This is a genomic window from Flavobacterium sp. J372 (genome assembly GCF_024699965.1).
Taxonomy (GTDB): domain Bacteria; phylum Bacteroidota; class Bacteroidia; order Flavobacteriales; family Flavobacteriaceae; genus Flavobacterium.
The window spans coordinates 1,974,278-1,990,753 of the sequence record NZ_JAJOMZ010000004.1; the positions used below are offsets into that span (position 1 = coordinate 1,974,278).

At 41.1% G+C, this 16,476-nt stretch carries 16 protein-coding genes and 1 pseudogene; 7 read left to right on the forward strand and 10 right to left on the reverse strand.

Annotation, left to right across the window (positions count from 1 at the left end; translation table 11 throughout):
- Window positions 1-80 precede the first annotated feature (80 nt).
- Together LRS05_RS09800 and LRS05_RS09805 are read left to right on the forward strand one after the other, a co-directional pair.
- Entirely contained in the window at window positions 81-2,573 is a 2,493-nt protein-coding gene (locus LRS05_RS09800) for a M14 family zinc carboxypeptidase (RefSeq protein ID WP_257868164.1), read from the forward strand.
- Between the two features lies 1 nt (window position 2,574).
- Window positions 2,575-3,039 (forward strand): hypothetical protein, encoded by a 465-nt coding sequence (locus LRS05_RS09805; RefSeq protein WP_257868165.1) that lies wholly within the window; start codon window positions 2,575-2,577, stop codon window positions 3,037-3,039.
- On the opposite strand, the gene LRS05_RS09810 is transcribed toward LRS05_RS09805, so the two are convergent.
- Genes LRS05_RS09810 through LRS05_RS09820 form a run of 3 tightly spaced genes read right to left on the reverse strand, consistent with a single transcriptional unit; the run spans window position 3,002 to window position 4,991 of the window.
- A complete protein-coding gene (locus tag LRS05_RS09810; protein WP_257868166.1) occupies window positions 3,002-3,418 on the reverse strand; it encodes a response regulator in 417 nt (138 codons plus the stop codon). The two genes, LRS05_RS09805 and LRS05_RS09810, sit on opposite strands and share 38 nt — an antisense overlap.
- Window positions 3,415-4,659: an ATP-binding protein gene (locus LRS05_RS09815; RefSeq protein WP_257868167.1), complete on the reverse strand. Its 1,245-nt coding sequence runs from the start codon at window positions 4,657-4,659 to the stop codon at window positions 3,415-3,417. The genes LRS05_RS09810 and LRS05_RS09815 overlap by 4 nt, the downstream gene beginning before the upstream one ends.
- A gap of 14 nt (window positions 4,660-4,673) precedes the next feature.
- Window positions 4,674-4,991 carry a hypothetical protein gene (locus LRS05_RS09820; RefSeq protein ID WP_257868168.1) on the reverse strand — a complete coding sequence of 106 codons (318 nt, stop codon included), beginning with the start codon at window positions 4,989-4,991 and terminating at the stop codon, window positions 4,674-4,676.
- A gap of 581 nt (window positions 4,992-5,572) precedes the next feature.
- Here LRS05_RS09820 and dnaK point away from each other — a divergent pair.
- Entirely contained in the window at window positions 5,573-7,474 is a 1,902-nt protein-coding gene (gene dnaK, locus LRS05_RS09825; protein ID WP_257868169.1) for a molecular chaperone DnaK, read from the forward strand.
- 101 nt (window positions 7,475-7,575) lie between these two features.
- On the opposite strand, the gene LRS05_RS09830 is transcribed toward dnaK, so the two are convergent.
- From LRS05_RS09830 to LRS05_RS09840, 3 genes are read right to left on the reverse strand one after another with little or no spacing between them, the layout of a single operon-like run.
- Entirely contained in the window at window positions 7,576-8,817 is a 1,242-nt protein-coding gene (locus LRS05_RS09830; RefSeq protein ID WP_257868170.1) for a glycoside hydrolase family 5 protein, read from the reverse strand.
- A gap of 8 nt (window positions 8,818-8,825) precedes the next feature.
- The gene (locus tag LRS05_RS09835) at window positions 8,826-9,461 is read right to left on the reverse strand and encodes a hypothetical protein (RefSeq protein WP_257868171.1); all 636 of its coding nucleotides are present in this window, start codon (window positions 9,459-9,461) and stop codon (window positions 8,826-8,828) included.
- Between the two features lie 6 nt (window positions 9,462-9,467).
- Window positions 9,468-10,937, reverse strand: a complete 1,470-nt coding sequence (locus LRS05_RS09840) for a TonB-dependent receptor (protein ID WP_257868172.1) — start codon at window positions 10,935-10,937, stop codon at window positions 9,468-9,470.
- A gap of 84 nt (window positions 10,938-11,021) precedes the next feature.
- Here LRS05_RS09840 and LRS05_RS09845 point away from each other — a divergent pair.
- The 3 genes and pseudogenes from LRS05_RS09845 to LRS05_RS09855 all read left to right on the forward strand — a co-directional run bounded on the left by LRS05_RS09845 (window position 11,022) and on the right by LRS05_RS09855 (window position 12,821).
- Window positions 11,022-11,790 (forward strand): annotated as a pseudogene (locus LRS05_RS09845) (MBL fold metallo-hydrolase).
- A gap of 1 nt (window position 11,791) precedes the next feature.
- Complete coding sequence (locus LRS05_RS09850) at window positions 11,792-12,292, forward strand: hypothetical protein (RefSeq protein ID WP_257868173.1); 501 nt, start codon at window positions 11,792-11,794, stop codon at window positions 12,290-12,292.
- Between the two features lie 40 nt (window positions 12,293-12,332).
- The gene (locus LRS05_RS09855; protein ID WP_257868174.1) at window positions 12,333-12,821 is read left to right on the forward strand and encodes a hypothetical protein; all 489 of its coding nucleotides are present in this window, start codon (window positions 12,333-12,335) and stop codon (window positions 12,819-12,821) included.
- 36 nt (window positions 12,822-12,857) lie between these two features.
- Here LRS05_RS09855 and LRS05_RS09860 read toward each other — a convergent pair whose 3' ends face one another.
- Complete coding sequence (locus LRS05_RS09860; RefSeq protein WP_257868175.1) at window positions 12,858-13,652, reverse strand: prohibitin family protein; 795 nt, start codon at window positions 13,650-13,652, stop codon at window positions 12,858-12,860.
- Window positions 13,653-13,655: 3 nt separating this feature from the next.
- Window positions 13,656-13,850 carry a hypothetical protein gene (locus tag LRS05_RS09865; RefSeq protein ID WP_257868176.1) on the reverse strand — a complete coding sequence of 65 codons (195 nt, stop codon included), beginning with the start codon at window positions 13,848-13,850 and terminating at the stop codon, window positions 13,656-13,658.
- 124 nt (window positions 13,851-13,974) lie between these two features.
- Here LRS05_RS09865 and LRS05_RS09870 point away from each other — a divergent pair, with 124 nt between their 5' ends.
- Complete coding sequence (locus tag LRS05_RS09870) at window positions 13,975-14,493, forward strand: C40 family peptidase (protein WP_257868177.1); 519 nt, start codon at window positions 13,975-13,977, stop codon at window positions 14,491-14,493.
- A gap of 141 nt (window positions 14,494-14,634) precedes the next feature.
- On the opposite strand, the gene LRS05_RS09875 is transcribed toward LRS05_RS09870, so the two are convergent.
- Both LRS05_RS09875 and LRS05_RS09880 read right to left on the reverse strand, forming a co-directional pair.
- Window positions 14,635-14,793 (reverse strand): hypothetical protein, encoded by a 159-nt coding sequence (locus tag LRS05_RS09875; protein WP_257868178.1) that lies wholly within the window; start codon window positions 14,791-14,793, stop codon window positions 14,635-14,637.
- Window positions 14,790-16,202, reverse strand: coding sequence for a murein L,D-transpeptidase (locus LRS05_RS09880; RefSeq protein ID WP_257868179.1), 1,413 nt, complete (start codon window positions 16,200-16,202; stop codon window positions 14,790-14,792). The genes LRS05_RS09875 and LRS05_RS09880 overlap by 4 nt, the downstream gene beginning before the upstream one ends.
- Between the last annotated feature and the right edge of the window lie 274 nt (window positions 16,203-16,476).

Here is a 16,476-nt window from a genome sequence, read left to right on the forward strand (position 1 = left end):
AGATGTGTTAATTACTGCACCCCACTAATGCACAGCGTACACCATATTTTCATACATTTGGTTTCCGACAAACTTTACCAATGAAAAAGATTTTTCTTACAATTATATTTTTTACTGCTATACTTAATGCACAGCTGAAAAGTCCGTCGCAATTTTTACCGGGCTATGGAAAACAGGTAAGCTATTATCATGAGCTTGAAAGCTACTTTTCGCACTTGACGCAAAACTCCCAATATATTAAACATCAGCCTTATGGACAGACGAATCAGGGGCGAAACCTTAATGCTTATGTTATATCAACGCCACAAAACCTTGCTAATCTTGATGTTATACGCAACGGGCACCTTGCTTCGATAGGTATGGGTGGCAGCGGTTCAGCGACAGATAAAGCTATTGTTTGGCTCAGTTTCAACGTACATGGCAATGAACCTGCGGCAGCCGAAAGTGCCATGACCGTAGCTTATGAGCTTTTGAACCCCGAAAATACTGAAACAAAAAAGTGGCTGGAGAATACTATCGTGATACTCGACCCATGCCTAAACCCTGATGGATACTCACGTTACGGCAATTGGCTGCGCGATGTTACCGGTAAAGAAACACACCCCGGACTCACCGACCGGGAACATATGGAACCCTGGCCGGGCGGGCGCCAAAACCACTACGCCTATGACCTGAACCGTGACTGGGCATGGCAAACGCAGATTGAGACGCAGCAGCGTATACGCCTGTATAACAGCTGGATGCCGATGGTTCATGTTGATGTACACGAAATGGGTTACAACGAGCCGTATTTTTTCCCACCGGCGGCTGAGCCTTTCCACGATTTTATCACGCCGGCACAGCGGGATTTCCACAATAAAATAGGCGAGGCCACATCAAAGAAGTTTGACACTAAAGGCTGGAATTACTATACACGAGAGCGTTTTGACCTTTTCTACCCAAGCTATGGCGATACCTACCCGAGTTTCAACGGGGCGGTTGGTATGACTTACGAGCAGGGCGGAATTGGCGCCGGGCGAGCTGTAACCATGAAAAATGGCAGTATCCTGACGCTTCGGGACCGCATCACGCACCACGCAACGGCAGTTTTGGCGGCGGTGGAGACGGCTTCTTGGCAAAAAGACAAGCTGGTGAAAAACTTCCGAAACTATTTTAAAGACAGCCGCGAAAACCCGAAAGGAAAGTACAGAACCTACATCGTTAAAAATAGCGCTAAGTCAGCACAACTGGCTGATCTGCTGAATACAAACAAAATTGAATTTTCTTATGCCGATGAGACAAAAAAACTAAACGGCTACCACTATCAAAGTGATGCTGTGAAAGATTTTACGCTAGAGCCAAATGACCTTATTATCAGGGCAAACCAGCCAAAAGCGATACTTGCGCAAGTACTGTTTGAGCCTGCTCAACACCTAACTGACAGCCTTTCTTATGACATTACAGCGTGGGCATTACCTCATGCCTACGGTACTGAAAGCTACGCACTTGCAAAAGATTTAAGCGCTAAAACGAAAAAAGAAATTTCGCAAAAAGGTAAGCTTGAATTTGAAAGAGCCTATGCTTTCTACATACCTTGGGGTGGGCGTGATGCCTTGAAATTGCTCGCACAACTGCATAAAAATGGAGTGAAAGTACGTTCTGCACGAAAGGCTGCTGCATTCAGGGGTATTAAGGTTAAGCCGGGTGACCTCATTGTGATGAAAGGTGATAACGCTTCGATGGCAAATTTTGAAGCGTCTATGGAAGTATTGCTGATGGATAAGCCTGATTATGAGGTTATCGAAAGTGGTTACTCGATAAACGGAGGTGACCTCGGCGGGGAATTTTATCCATTGCTAACTGCTCCTAAAGTACTGTTGCTTTCGGGCAGTGATGTAAGTGCGACAGATTTCGGACAGGTATGGTTTTTCATGGATGAAGTAGCCGAATACCCGGTAAGCATTGTAGATGTTGCTAATTTCGGAAGGATAAAATTTAATGAATATAATACACTGGTGCTTGCCAATGGCTGGTATAGCCTGAGTGATAGCCAGAAAAAAACCATTGACAGCTTTATTGAAAATGGTGGCAGAGTTATAGCGATAGGCTCGGCATTGGATATTTTTGACAGCAGGGAAGGGTATAGCCTGGCTAAATTTGCCAGTGATGACGATAAGGCTGCCGAAGCTAAAGAAGCTGAGGATGAGGCGATGAAAGCGCGCTTTCTGGATTACCAGAATGCTGAACGCAGGGCTATAAGCGGCGCTGTGCCGGGCGCAATTGTTGAGAACGTGCTTGACGCTTCACATCCTTTAAGTTATGGCTTAGGCAACCGCTATTTCAGCCTTAAGACCAGTGAGCAGCATTATCAATTAATTAAAGGAGCCTGGAATGTGGCATATGTGCCGAAAGGTTATAAAAATTTCGGCTTTATTGGCCGCAGCCTTAGGAAAAAGCTTGAAAACACTGTGACTTTTGCTGTTGAGCAAAAGGGTAGGGGACAAGTAATTTATATGGTTGATAATCCGCTTTTCAGGGGTTTCTGGGAAAATGGAAACATATTGTTTGGTAATGCGCTGTTTCTAGTCGATTGATATGAAGAAGGTTGTATTATATATTTCCTGTTACCTTCCGGTTTTAAGCTGGTTATTGCTCTTTGCTCCATTCCGTTATAGCGAAATTTATGAAGAAGCTTTCGGCAGGCCGGATTCTTCGGTTGTGGTAAGCGAAAATGGCTTCGGCTTTCTTTTTAATCCGTACACGGTACATCCAAGTATTGAAAAGCTTATGCAAGTTATCACAATTGTTATTATTTCTGGGCTGGTGTTGCAATTGGTAGCTTGGTTTTTCGGGAAAACCGCCATAATACGGTCTCTTGCCATAGCTGTTATGGTTGCATTACTTATCGGGATAAAAACTGAGATATTGCAGGTATTCAGGTGGTTTAGCCTTGTTCCTTTTGCTAAAACAGGCTGGGGATATTTTGCCCTTATTGTATGTCAAATTATAACGTTTTTGTTTGTTAGCAGTCACAATCGCTTTCGCTACAATAAGTATTAATTACGTCTTCAAGCATTTCTTTTGTAAGGGGCTTTGTCTTAAAATCTGAAAGCAAGCCATGAGTCCTGGCACGTACAATATCATCAGGATTGTCAGATGTTGTAAGCATTACAACAATCATGGCATTCTGCAGGCTATTGTCAAGCAGTTTATAATGCTCTATGAACTCCCAGCCATCCATACCCGGCATGTTGATATCAAGAAAAATAAGTTCCGGCTGAAGAAGTTTGTTTCCTGCTTTTATGTGGTCAATTGCTGCCTGTCCTGATTCCATGGCAATAACTTCTTTGGCAGCATTATTCTTTCGAATTACCCGCTCATGGAAAAAATTGTCAATCTTATTATCATCAATAAGCATTATACAGTTAAGCTGCTTCATTGTGTAGTGAAATTTAATATTGTAAATATAAATGCTGTTCCTTTCCCCGGTTCAGACTCCACCCATATCTTGCCACCGTGCATTTCAGCAATTTTTTTGCAGTTTGCAAGGCCAATTCCGTGGCCTTCATAATCTTCCTCACGGTTAAGCCGCTGGAAAATATTAAAAATCCTGTCAAAATATTTAGGATCTATGCCAATGCCGTTATCAGAAACCGTGAATTGGTAAAAGCCTTTTAATTTTTTACAGCTGATTTCTATTTCAGGGGAAATATCTGGTTTACGGAATTTAATAGCATTGCTTATCAGGTTCTGGAACAGCTGGCTGAGTTCGGTTTCATAAGTATAGGCTTCCGGCATTTTGCCGTGAACTGTGATGATTGCATCAGCCTCCTGAATCATGTTTTGAAGGTCTTCTTTTACATTTTCAATAAGCCGCCCTACATTGGTAAGCGTCATTTTTTTATTGCGCCCGAGCCTGCCAAAATCAAGCAGGGATTTCACAATCCTGCTCATACGTTTAACCGTGCTTTTCACCGATGCGAGATGCATCTGCACTTCAGGATTGATTTCAGGGTAATCTTCCTCAATCATGTCAATGTAGTTAAGCACTGTTCTCAACGGTTCCTGCATGTCGTGTGACGATATGTAATTGAAATGTTCAAGTTCCTGGTTTTTAGACTGAAGCTCAAGCAGCTGGTCTTTAATTATTTTTTCATTTTGTTTCCTGTGGCTTACATCTATTAGTGTAACGAGTGTTGCAGGCTCATCTTGTATTGTAAGCGGGCATACGATAACTTCAACAGGAAATTCTGTACCGTTTTTGTTATGTGAATATAACTCTTCATCTCTCCCGAAAGTCATTATTTCTTTACTTTCCTGCACAAGTTTCTGCCGTGTGTGGTAAATCTCGTGAAACCTTTGAGGTATTAAAATGGAAAGCTGTTCACCCACCAATATTTCACGGCTGTAGCCAAACATTCTTTCAGCCTGTTTATTTACAAGCATTATTTTACCTTTTCCGTTTGTTTTGATAATGCTGTAAGGCGCAGAGTCAAGTATTATCTCTATATTTTCCTGGGCAGCCCTGTTTTTTGCTTCGTATTTATTTAAGGTAGCGGTGGTAAGCCATACAGATACGAGACTTATAATACAAAACACTACAATAAGCAGGGCAGTGCCAAATTCTACTTCAAAAAAATGATGTTTATGCGCTAAAAGCCTGATGTAGCCCGCTACCAATGTGGCGAAAAGTATCAGGAAAAAAGTTTTCTTGCCATAAGATGGCCAATCTGGTCTCCTGTAAAAATACCGGTAATCCCTATGGTTGGGTTAATAAAAGATGCACCAACCGAAAGCAATAAAAAGCCTATAGCGGAATAAATTGCCATGGCAGGGAAATATGTAAGGTTATAAAAACCCGGAACCTGGTAAATATGTCCTAAGAACACAATAAATGCAAAGAGTGTAATAATATGCAGAAGGCTTTGCGTAAATACTTTACGCTTACGATTATGGGCATTGTAAAATGCAGTCCCCAAAACTATGAAACATGCAGCTGTTTGAGGTGACATCTCAAGGATAAGGTTATTAATTAGAGGAATATTGATTTGATATTCAAGTAATATATCCTGTAATACAGATAATGCACCGCAAGTAATGATTGCTAATGATAAGATCTTTATAACACGAGTGGTTAATGGCGACTGCACACGCCTGAATAGCATAAGTAAAGTGACAGCACTTAAAATAAAACAGACTGCGGCATCTACAGCCATTGGCAAGTGGCCAAAATCTTCAGGTAAGAGAACTTGAGTTTTTAGCAGATGGCTGTGTATTATTACCCAGATGCACCAGGTAAAAATTATTAAACCTGAAAATAATATGAATTTTCCGTATTTGTTTTCGATAGGCATGGTAAAGGTCTAAACATTTACTAAAATATGAAAAATTTAATGACTATTTGTGATAATGAAAGTAAATATTGAATTATTATTATATTTTTTCACATATTAATTTGATTATTGAATAATAATGTATTTTCTGCATAAGTGTCAGTTTGTCATAATATGATGTCATATTTTTATATGGCATAAAGATTGTCTTATACATGCCGAAGATTAAGAACAAAACTTACAAACATAAATTTTAAAAAATGAGTAAAATAATCGGAATTGACTTAGGTACCACCAACTCATGTGTAGCCGTTATGGAAGGTAATGAGCCAGTTGTAATACCTAATGCTGAAGGAAAAAGAACAACCCCGTCAGTAATTGCTTTTGTTGAAGGCGGGGAAATAAAAGTTGGTGACCCGGCCAAAAGGCAGGCAGTGACCAACCCGACTAAAACTATTGCATCGATAAAGCGTTTTATGGGTAACAAGTACTCTGAAAGCAGCAAAGAAGCAAGCAATGTACCTTACAGTGTTGTAAAAGGTGATAATGACACGCCGCGTGTAGATATCAACGGAAGGCTTTACACACCGCAGGAATTGTCTGCCATGACACTTCAGAAAATGAAGAAAACAGCTGAAGACTATCTGGGCACAACTGTAAGCGAAGCCGTTATTACTGTGCCCGCTTATTTTAACGATGCTCAGCGCCAGGCTACAAAAGAAGCCGGTGAGATTGCAGGCCTAAAAGTAAGGAGGATAATCAACGAGCCTACTGCGGCTGCATTGGCTTATGGCCTTGACAAAGCCGGTAAAGACCAGAAAATTGCAGTGTATGACCTTGGTGGCGGTACATTTGATATCTCTATCCTTGAATTGGGTGATGGCGTTTTTGAAGTACTTTCTACAAATGGTGATACCCACCTTGGGGGTGACGACTTTGACCAGGTGATCATTGACTGGCTTGCGAATGAGTTTAACAGTGAAGAAGGTGTTGACCTTAGGAAAGACCCTATGGCGCTGCAACGCTTGAAAGAAGCTGCTGAAAAAGCTAAAATTGAGCTTTCATCGTCAACACAAACTGAAGTTAACCTTCCATATGTAACAGCTACAGCTTCAGGCCCTAAGCACTTGGTAAAAACACTTACAAGGGCTAAGTTTGAGCAATTGGCTGATGAACTTGTAAAACGTTCTATGCTGCCATGCGAAAAAGCGCTTAAAGATGCGGGCCTTTCAAAATCAGACATCGATGAGGTTATCCTTGTAGGTGGTTCTACACGTATCCCAAGGATTCAGGAAGAGGTTGAGAAATTCTTCGGCAAAAAACCTTCAAAAGGTGTTAATCCTGATGAAGTTGTGGCGATAGGCGCTGCTATACAAGGTGGTGTACTTACAGGCGACGTTAAAGATGTACTGCTGCTTGACGTAACTCCGCTATCACTAGGTATTGAAACTATGGGTGGTGTTATGACAAAGCTTATCGAGGCTAACACAACTATCCCAACAAAAAAATCACAAGTGTTCTCTACAGCTGCAGATAACCAGCCGTCAGTTGAGATACACGTGCTTCAGGGAGAAAGGCCAATGGCTACCGACAACAAAACAATAGGACGTTTCCACCTTGACGGAATTCCGCCTGCACAGAGGGGTGTGCCACAAATTGAGGTAACGTTTGATATTGATGCCAACGGTATCATCAAAGTATCAGCTACAGATAAAGGTACAGGCAAATCACACGACATTCGTATCGAAGCTTCTTCAGGGCTTACCCAGGAAGAAATCGAAAGGATGCGTAAAGAAGCTGAGGCCAATGCTGATGCTGACAAAGCTGCAAAAGAAAGAGTGGAAAAGCTTAATGAGGCTGACTCTATGATTTTCCAAACCGAAAAGCAATTGAATGAGTTTGGCGATAAGCTAAGCGATGCCAACAAGCAGCCGATACAAACCGCGCTTGATGAGCTTAAGAAAGCTTATGAAACTAAAGATGTAGCGACTATACAGCCGGCGCTTGACAAGATAAACGAAGCTTGGAAAGCAGCATCTGAAGAAATATACAAAGCCCAGGCTGAAGGCCAGCAAGGCGGTGCACAACAGGCACAACCTGAAGGTAATGCTGAGCCACAAGGCGACAACGTACAAGATGTTGACTTTGAAGAAGTGAAGTAATCTTTAGATAAAGATGATAGATAAAAAACGCCCGGTGATTGCCGGGCGTTTTTTTTATTACTTTTCTTTAGGATAAGTCAGCTAAAATCTCCTTTTGGAGATTAAGGGGCTATCTTCAGCCCCAATACCTCAATATACCCTTTATTCTGGAAATTATTTTGATAGCGGGAGTTTTCAATAAACTGGTTTAAAGCATTCTGAACTTTTACCCTGTCCGGCATATTCTTGCGGATGTTCTCAAACGAACTACGGTCGCTTTCGGCATATTTAGTAATCAGCGGCCAGTCGGTAGGCTGGGCAAAATTCATGATGCCCTTGGTATTGTCCATCTTTTTATATGGCCAATAAGCCCAATGAATATTATTTTTCTCTAACAAAATCCTGAAATCACGCACCCATTCGTCTGTGTTTTCACCAGTCTCACCAATATATATAGGTACATTGTGCTTGTCGCGGAAATTTATATAATCCTGTACCGCACCCTGATTGATATCAAACCAGTATTTATGGAATTCATATACTATATTGTCATCAAGAATTTCTTCAAACACGCCAAAATCCCCTGCCCATATTGAACCGTTCAGGTATAGTGTATGCTTTTTGTCTACCGACCGTATATCCTTTACCATGCGTTTGTAAAGCAAGTGCAGCCTGTGGTTGTAATCAGGTATTTGTTCTTTAAAATAGTGCGCTAACGGCTCATTAATGATGTCGTAACCCAGAATAATAGGATCATCTTTGTATTTACCAGCAATCTTCATCCAGATGGCGCTCATTTCATCTTGTGCTGATTGGCTGAAGTAGAGCCAGGGGTAGCCATAGCTGTCGTCAATATTATCGCCTGTCTGCCCGCCGGGTGCACAATGCATATCGAGCAACACATACAGGTTTTCCTGCCGGCACCATTCAATAACACGGTCAAAATACTCAAAGCCGGCATTGCGCTTACCCATATACAAATCATTGGTAAAAAGCTTGTAATGAAAAGGCAGGCGAAGATGGTTACAGCCTATGCGCTTCAGGTACTTTATGTCATCATGAGTAATATAAGAGTCAAGGTATTTATGCCAGAATAAGGCCAGGCTGTCCGGACCGACCATCTCGTGGAGCAACTCATCAATCTTACGCGGTGAACTTACCTTACCCATCTTAAACATATAACCTTCAGGTACTAGCCAGTTGCCAAGGTTTGTACCTTTTAGCATTATAGGCTTTCCTTGGGGATTAAGAATGTTTTGTCCTTGTGTTTTAGAAATAGTGCCCGAGTATGAGGATTTTGTGGTGCTGCATGATGAGAATGCTATTAAAATTCCAAAGAACACATAGATGTAAAAGTTTTTCATAACCTGTATTAGTTGTATGACTCAATATTTTTATTTCGCAAAATTGTTCGTATCACACTAAACAACACATCAGTATTCCAATCTTCAAAATAATTATGTATACTGTTTATATCGCTCGGATTCTCTTTTGAATATATAGCGAAATATGTTGCATAACTATTCGTTCTCACACATTCCCAAGGGATGAATATTTCCTTTTGCCATACCGTACGATCAATTTTTATTATGATTCCGACATATGTAAAAACTACATTTCCAATGGAGAATTCAATCCCTGCAGAAAAAAGATTCAGGTAGCTGGAAACCATTTCTGAAAAATGATATTCCCATAGGTTTTCAAGGATATCAAGATAATTTTGATGTAGGCTTTTTACGTTTCTTCCGAAATACGATTTAAAATTTATTTTAAGGATTTCACCTTTAAAATTTTTAATCTCTATTATGTACTCACGCCCAAACGTAATGTGGTATTGCATCCAACTGATACCAAAACGATACTCGCTTATCTCTTCTTTAAAAAAAGTAGTGAAGGTTTCATTAATCCTATTCTTATTCTCAAAGGAAATCTCTTCACGGTTAATGATTAGCTTGCGGGGAATAGAATCGCTAATTCCTCGCTTTATGATAGCTTCAAAGGCAGACATGATGAACTACTCCTGCTCAGCCAGCAATTTCTTCGGGTCATACCCGAAAAGATGGTTTTGCTTGATAACTTCGGCAATACCTGCAGGGAGCATTTCTTCCCACCCTGATTTGCCTTTGCTAATCATTTTCAGCACTTCGCGCGAGAAGATGTCCAGGTTGTCTGCGTCAATATCTGTAAGGTCGATAACCTTTCCGTTGAATTTAAAGAACTTATACAATTCTTTCATACGCGGGTGCACCTTCAGGTTTTCAGAATCTATTACACTGCCGTCTTCATCTTTCATTGGGTAAAGGTAAACCTTAAGGTCGCGGTAAAACAGCTTACCAAAAGCTTCAAGTATGCCTCCGCTCAGGTGTCGGTAGTACTTCTCGTCAAAAATATCAATAAGATTGCTTACGCCCATAGCTAGGCCCATACGCGCCTTTGTGTAGCTTGAAAAGTATTCAACCACCTTGTAGTATTCCTGGAAGTTGGATATCATAACCGTTTGGCCAAGAGAACAAAGCAGTTCAGCTCTGTCCATAAAATCACGCTCATCAATTTCACCTTCAGAGCGAAGATTTGAAAGGGTAATTTCAAAAACTACAAGAGTCTTATCCTTATCAACCCGGTTTTCTTCAAGAAACATGGCAAGTGATTTCTCATACATATCCATGTTCACTTTTGTTACAGGCCTAAAGCTCCCACGCAGGGCAAGTATATTCTTTTTATAAAGCACGGCAGCCGGCAATACATTATGCCCGCTTGGGTCAAACATCACCGCATCGGTCATGCCGTTCTTTACAAGCTGAAGGCTCATGAGGCGGTTATCAACATCGGCAAATCGCGGCCCGGAAAAGTTAATGGTATCTATCTCAAGCTGGTCTTTGTCGAGATTGTCATATAAGTAGCGCAGTAGCTTTTTTGGGTCGTTGTATTTATAGAATGCACCATAAATAAGATTTACGCCAAGTATACCCAGTGTTTCCTGCTGCAGTTTCGCATCATTCTCACGGAAGCGGATGTGAAGCGTTATTTCATTATAGTCTTCATCAGGTTCTACCTGGTATTTTATGCCTACCCAACCGTGGCCTTTAAATTGTTTTGCAAAATCTATAGTAGCAACCGTATTGGCATAACTAAAGAAAACTTTGTGCGGGTGCTTGTCGCGCTTCAGTCTGCTTTCTATAAGCCTCACTTCGTGCGACAGCATCTTTTTCAGCCTGCTTTCAGTAACATAGCGGCCGTCTTCCTCCACACCATAAATAGCATCGCTGAAATCTTTATCGTAAGCCGACATTGCCTTGGCGATGGTTCCGCTTGAGCCGCCCGCCCTGAAGAAATGCCTAACAGTTTCCTGCCCGGCGCCAATCTCGGCAAAGGTGCCGTAGATATTCTCATTCAGATTTATTCGCAGCGCTTTATCTTTAATAGACGGTATGTGCTCAATTATTCTGTCGCCTTTGAGGGTAATATCAGTGTCTTTTAATTTCATAGCAGCAATGTGGTTATATGCAAAGTTAACAAAACAGGCCGTTTGGTGAAACATAATTATTCTATTTTTGTAAAAAAAGCGGCTGTGTTTAAAGTATGGTTTTTAGGAACGGGAACATCCCAGGGTATCCCGGTAATCGGGAGCAATCACCCTGTTTGCCTTAGTGCCGACCCCCGCGATAAACGCCTGCGCGTGTCGGTATGGATGCAATGGGAGGGAGGCAGTTATGTGATTGACTGTGGGCCCGATTTCCGCCAGCAGATGCTTGCCTCTGGCTGTGACAGGCTTGACGGAATACTATTCACCCATGAGCATAGTGACCATACAGCAGGATTAGACGATATACGCCCTTTTTTCTTTCGCCAGGGTGATATACCTGTTTATGCGGCTGAGCGTGTACTACAAAGCCTTAAAAAGCGTTTTGACTATATCTTTAATGATGAAGATAAGTATCCCGGCGCACCATCGGTTGATGTGTGCGAGGTTGAAAAACAATAAGCCATTCAGTATTGCAGGAAAAACCGTAATACCAATACTTGCATGGCACGGTACATTGCCAGTGCTGGCTTACAGGATTGAAGATTTTGCATACATGACCGATGTAAAATTTATTGATGATAATGAGGTTGAAAAACTTAAAGGGGTAAAGGTGCTGGTTGTGAGCGCGCTGCGTATAGAACCGCATGAAAGCCATTTTAACCTTGCTGAAGCCCTGGAACTGATTGATAAAGTAAGGCCTGAAAGAGCATATCTTACCCATATAAGCCATATGATGGGATTTCATGCTGAAGTTGCAGATAAACTGCCGGAAAATGTATATTTGGCCTACGATAATTTAGAAATAACCATATAAGATGAAAAAGAACCTATACCTGTACCTTTTCATATTTTCGCTGCTGCTAAACGTATTTACATATATGTACTTTACAAACAAGCAAAAGGCTGAAGACGCGCGTATTGCAAAAATGCAGCTATCTGTAAAGAAAGCCCAGGACAGCCTGGCCGCCGTAGCCCAAAATGCCGGGGAAGCAGGTCTGTTTTCACTGAAAGGCAACGACAATGCGATGGATTATTTTTATGAATATAATATCGACAGCCTTTCAACCAAGATAATTGATGGGGTGAAAGAGGGTAATGCTGTAAAGACAGGCAACAAACTTGTAGGTTACGAGCCCATAAATGATAAACCATGGCTAATAAGCAATGTACAGGTGCTTAATAACCGATGGATTATTGCAGACTACAGCAACGGCACAGCCTGGGGAGATGTACTGATACGCTATTTTGTTGATGATAAAGGCAAAATAAGTTATGAAACAATACAGACAAACCTGTATGCCGAAACTGTACGATAATAAATATTTTGTAACTTTAGGCTCCTTAAAAAATCCATCTATGAAGAAGCTATACCTGCTGGCAGTATTGGCTGTAGGCTTTGTATCATGCGATTATATCCTGAAAGACAGGGATGACAGTAACGGGGAGGTAAGGACCGATACCGTTGTAGCTGTTGGCAATGATAAAGATGCACAAGGCTGTGTAACATCAGCCGGGTATAGGTGGAGCGACCTTAAGCGCGAGTGTGTGCGTGTTTATGATGTTGGCTATAGGCTAAATTCTATTGATGAGCTTGAAGAAGACGGCAGCATGTACAGCGCTTTTGTATTGTTTGAAGATGAAGGTGACAGGGCCGAACTTTTCCTGCCGGATGGCTCTAAATCAATAATGCTGAAGCGTGAGGGCAAAGATAAGCCTTATGTAAACAACCGCTGGCAGCTTACCCCGGGCAAAGGCTACCGCCTGAGCAAAAGCGGAACTGTATTATACGCCGGCGCACCTACCGTTGAAAAGCTTGTAACAGGTAGCGATAACCCGGAGAATTAGATTCAATATATAAAAAGCCGCTTATCGCGGCTTTTTTTAATTCACACTCTTGAAGAATGCCGGGGCATTGCCGTAAATCGGTGTTTTACCGTCCCACTTTTCAATAAACTGCTGTTGGATAAGCAAGGGGTTTAGCGACATCTTTCGCAGTTCATTTGCTTTGGCTTCCGCTTCAGCCTGTACAATAAGCTTTCGGGCTTCCGCCTGGGCTATCTTTAGCTCATTTTCCACACGCATAGCCTGTTGTACAGCAGCGTTTTTAGCGTTAATTGCCTGCGTAATTGTTTCGGGGTATTGTATACCGCTGGTCATTTGTTCAAGTAAAAAGCCCTCTTTATCAAGCAGATTACCCATATTGCTCTGTATCGCAAATTCAAATTTCTCGCGATTACTAATGATGCTGTCGGTGGTATATTTATTAAACTCAATCCGGAATGCGTCTTTAATGTAATTGAACAAAGTGGTTTCTGTAATCTCTTTAATATCCTTACGATACTTCTTAAATATTATTGGGCTGTGGCCGTCTTTTACCTTAAATGAGAGCGTAGGGTCAACCGTAAAAACCGAACCGTCTTTTGCATTTACGGTAAAAGCCTGGTAGTTTATTGTCTGCACATAGGTTGGGAACTCGTGCACATCTTCGGTAAGCGGGTTATACCATACGCGGCCGGTTACAAGGCTTACGTCCTGCACACCTTTGTCTGACCCATAGAGTTTTACCAGTATACCCTCATAACCTGCATCAATACGCTCATTACAAGAATTGAACATTACCAGCATAATGATAAAAATAAAAAATGCACTTACGGCATAAACAATTTTTGATTTCATTGGTTAAAATAGTTTTTTAAAAGCGTATACAATCAATTTAAACACAACAAGTATGGCAGCGCAAAGCAGGAGTACCCCTAAAAGCACAGAAATATCTGAAGGTGCGCTGATAAGATGAAAAGCTTCGGTGAAAATAAAGAAGAAAATGGCTGCAGCAAGCAGCAATGCACCAATAGCGGTAAGTTTGTCATTCCTCATAGTCCCTTCGTTTTTGGCTAAAATATAAAAAGGAAATTATACACACAAACTGTCGTGCTGTATTTCTTACAGCAGAGTGATTTATAAGAATTTATGTATCTTGCGGGCTCAATGAACATGAAATATGAAGCTGATACTCATTCCTCTCCTGATATTATCTTTTGCATGCGCGAAAGAAAATCCTAAACCTGTAGCTAAGCCTGCTAAAACATATGCAACAGTAGATAAACATTCTGCACTGCGTAATGATATTATAACTTATGCAAAGCAGCATATGGGTGTGCCGTATTGTTATGCATCGGCAAATCCGGATAAGGGATTTGACTGCTCAGGTTTTGTAAACTATGTTTTTAAACATTTTGATATTGAGCTTCCGCGTAGTTCAGCAGGGTTTGAAACTATTGGGAAAACGGTAAGGCCGGAAGATTTTAAAGTAGGCGATGTTGTTGTTTTTACAGGATATCGCGATAAAAATACTGTAGGGCATGTAGGTATAATATGTGAAGCCAATGGTATGGATTCAAAATTTATTCATGCATCATCAGGCAAAGAAATGGCAGTGACCATAAGCAGCCTAAATTCAGACCAATACAAGCGGCGGTTTATTAAAGCGGTAGATGTGGTTACGGGAAATTCCAAATAAAAAAATTCCAAATCCCAAATCACAAGGACCAAACACAAAAAAATTCCAAAATGCAAATCTCAGTGAGACTTCATTTTGGAATTTGCGATTTAGATCTATTCACTTTTGTGATTTGGAAATTGCGATCTGGAATTTCCCTGATTAAGATTTATACAGCATTTGTGCAAGCCTTTGGTCGCGTGAGTATATATCATCAAAGAACGCAACGTTACCATTTTCATCTGCCCAGGCTGTAAAGTAAGCGATGTAAACCGGAATTTTCTGCTTAAGTGCATAACTATTTTCAGTTCCTTTGTTCATTGCCGCATCAACTTTGGCTGCATCCCATCCTCCGTCTTTTTAGTAATGGCTATGGCCAGGTCGCGCGCTTTCTGTACCCTTACACATCCGTGGCTGAAGGCCCTTTCTTCTCTACTGAACAAGCTTTTTGCAGGGGTATCATGCAGGTAGATATTGTTTGAGTTCGGGAACATAAACTTAACAAGGCCAAGTGAATTATTTCCGCCCGGGCGCTGGCGTACACGGTCACCTTCCCATTCCATATTATGTTTTTCCAAATAATTAGGATCTTTTTCTATTCCCGGCTTTATTTCATTTTCAAGGATGCTTGGCGGCACGTTCCAGTAAGGACTGAAAACCAGGTAACTCATTTTACCGCTAAAGACGACTGTTTTATTAAGCTCTTTACCTACCACAACTCGTGATGACAATACCTCTTTACCATCACGTATATACTGCAGCCAGAACGATGGTATGTTTACAGCAATAAATTCCCGTGCAGTATTCATTTCAGGCGCAACCCAGCGGCAACGCTCCATATTTACTGAGAGTGTTTTTATCCTTTCGCTTACTGGTGTATTTAAGTCTTTTACAAGGGCAGGGGTGATGTTTTTTTCAGGTTCCAGGTTATGGCGCTTGGCATATGATGCCAAACCTGATGCAAGGTCATTATCAAATATTGCTTTGCCTGAATCGCTGCTTAAGTAGCCTTCCATAAACAGCCTTTTACGCACCTGTGCCACAGCGGGCGATGAGTCACCCGGTTCTATGGCCTTAACGCCCTCGCCGAGGTTTATTGTTCCCCAGCCTCCTTTTTTCTCAATAGCACGATATTTCTGCAATGCTTTACGCAGGTTATAATACTGTGCAAACATTTCAGACGTATCACCTTTAATTTTTTCAGGGTCGCGCATAAGTGTATCAAGATAAGATACGTATGACACACGTTCGCGTGGCAGGTACCAGCCGGTTTCCTTGCTGTCTTTAATATCAAGACCTTTATATACTTTATGTACCCAATAAAAATACATCGAACTTACGAGCAGCTCATCTTTCAGCTCAGGCTTACTGCTGCCTTTCCCGTGGAATATTTCAGCAAGCTGCCCCGCGTAAGGCAGTTTTGCCGGGAGGCCTTCAGCAGAAAGAGCATTGGCGCGGTCATATAATACTTCGGCAAATTCTATAAGGCCGTGCTTATCATGCCATATGTAATGGTAATCATGTTTTTTATACAACTCTTTTACTTCAGGCTGAAACTCTTTAAAGTCTTTGTGTTGAGCAAAAAATGCATCAATCTTAGTGCTGTCAAGCGGAATTGTGTTTTCTTCGGTATGCACTTCAGCATTAGAAATGTCTCCTTTATCCTTTTTACAGGCTGTAAATGCAAGCATGCCCGCCAGCGCCAGCATTGCTAAATTTATTTTCCTCATGGCTTGTAGTTTTTTTTTAAAAGTACATAATACCTTAAACACATATACCCACTTTGTAATTTTTTTAGCATTCTGTAATGTGAGAAATTTCTTTGATAGCAAAAAAATAATTACAAGCTAAAAGTCAACTGTATAAATGTTGTTGTTACCAATACTTTATAAAATAAGTACATGAATTTTTAGTATGCAGGTATAAATTAGGCTGAAACAACTCTTAACAAAAATATAAACCTTTAAAAAACACGATAAATAACATCTAAAAACCGATGAACTG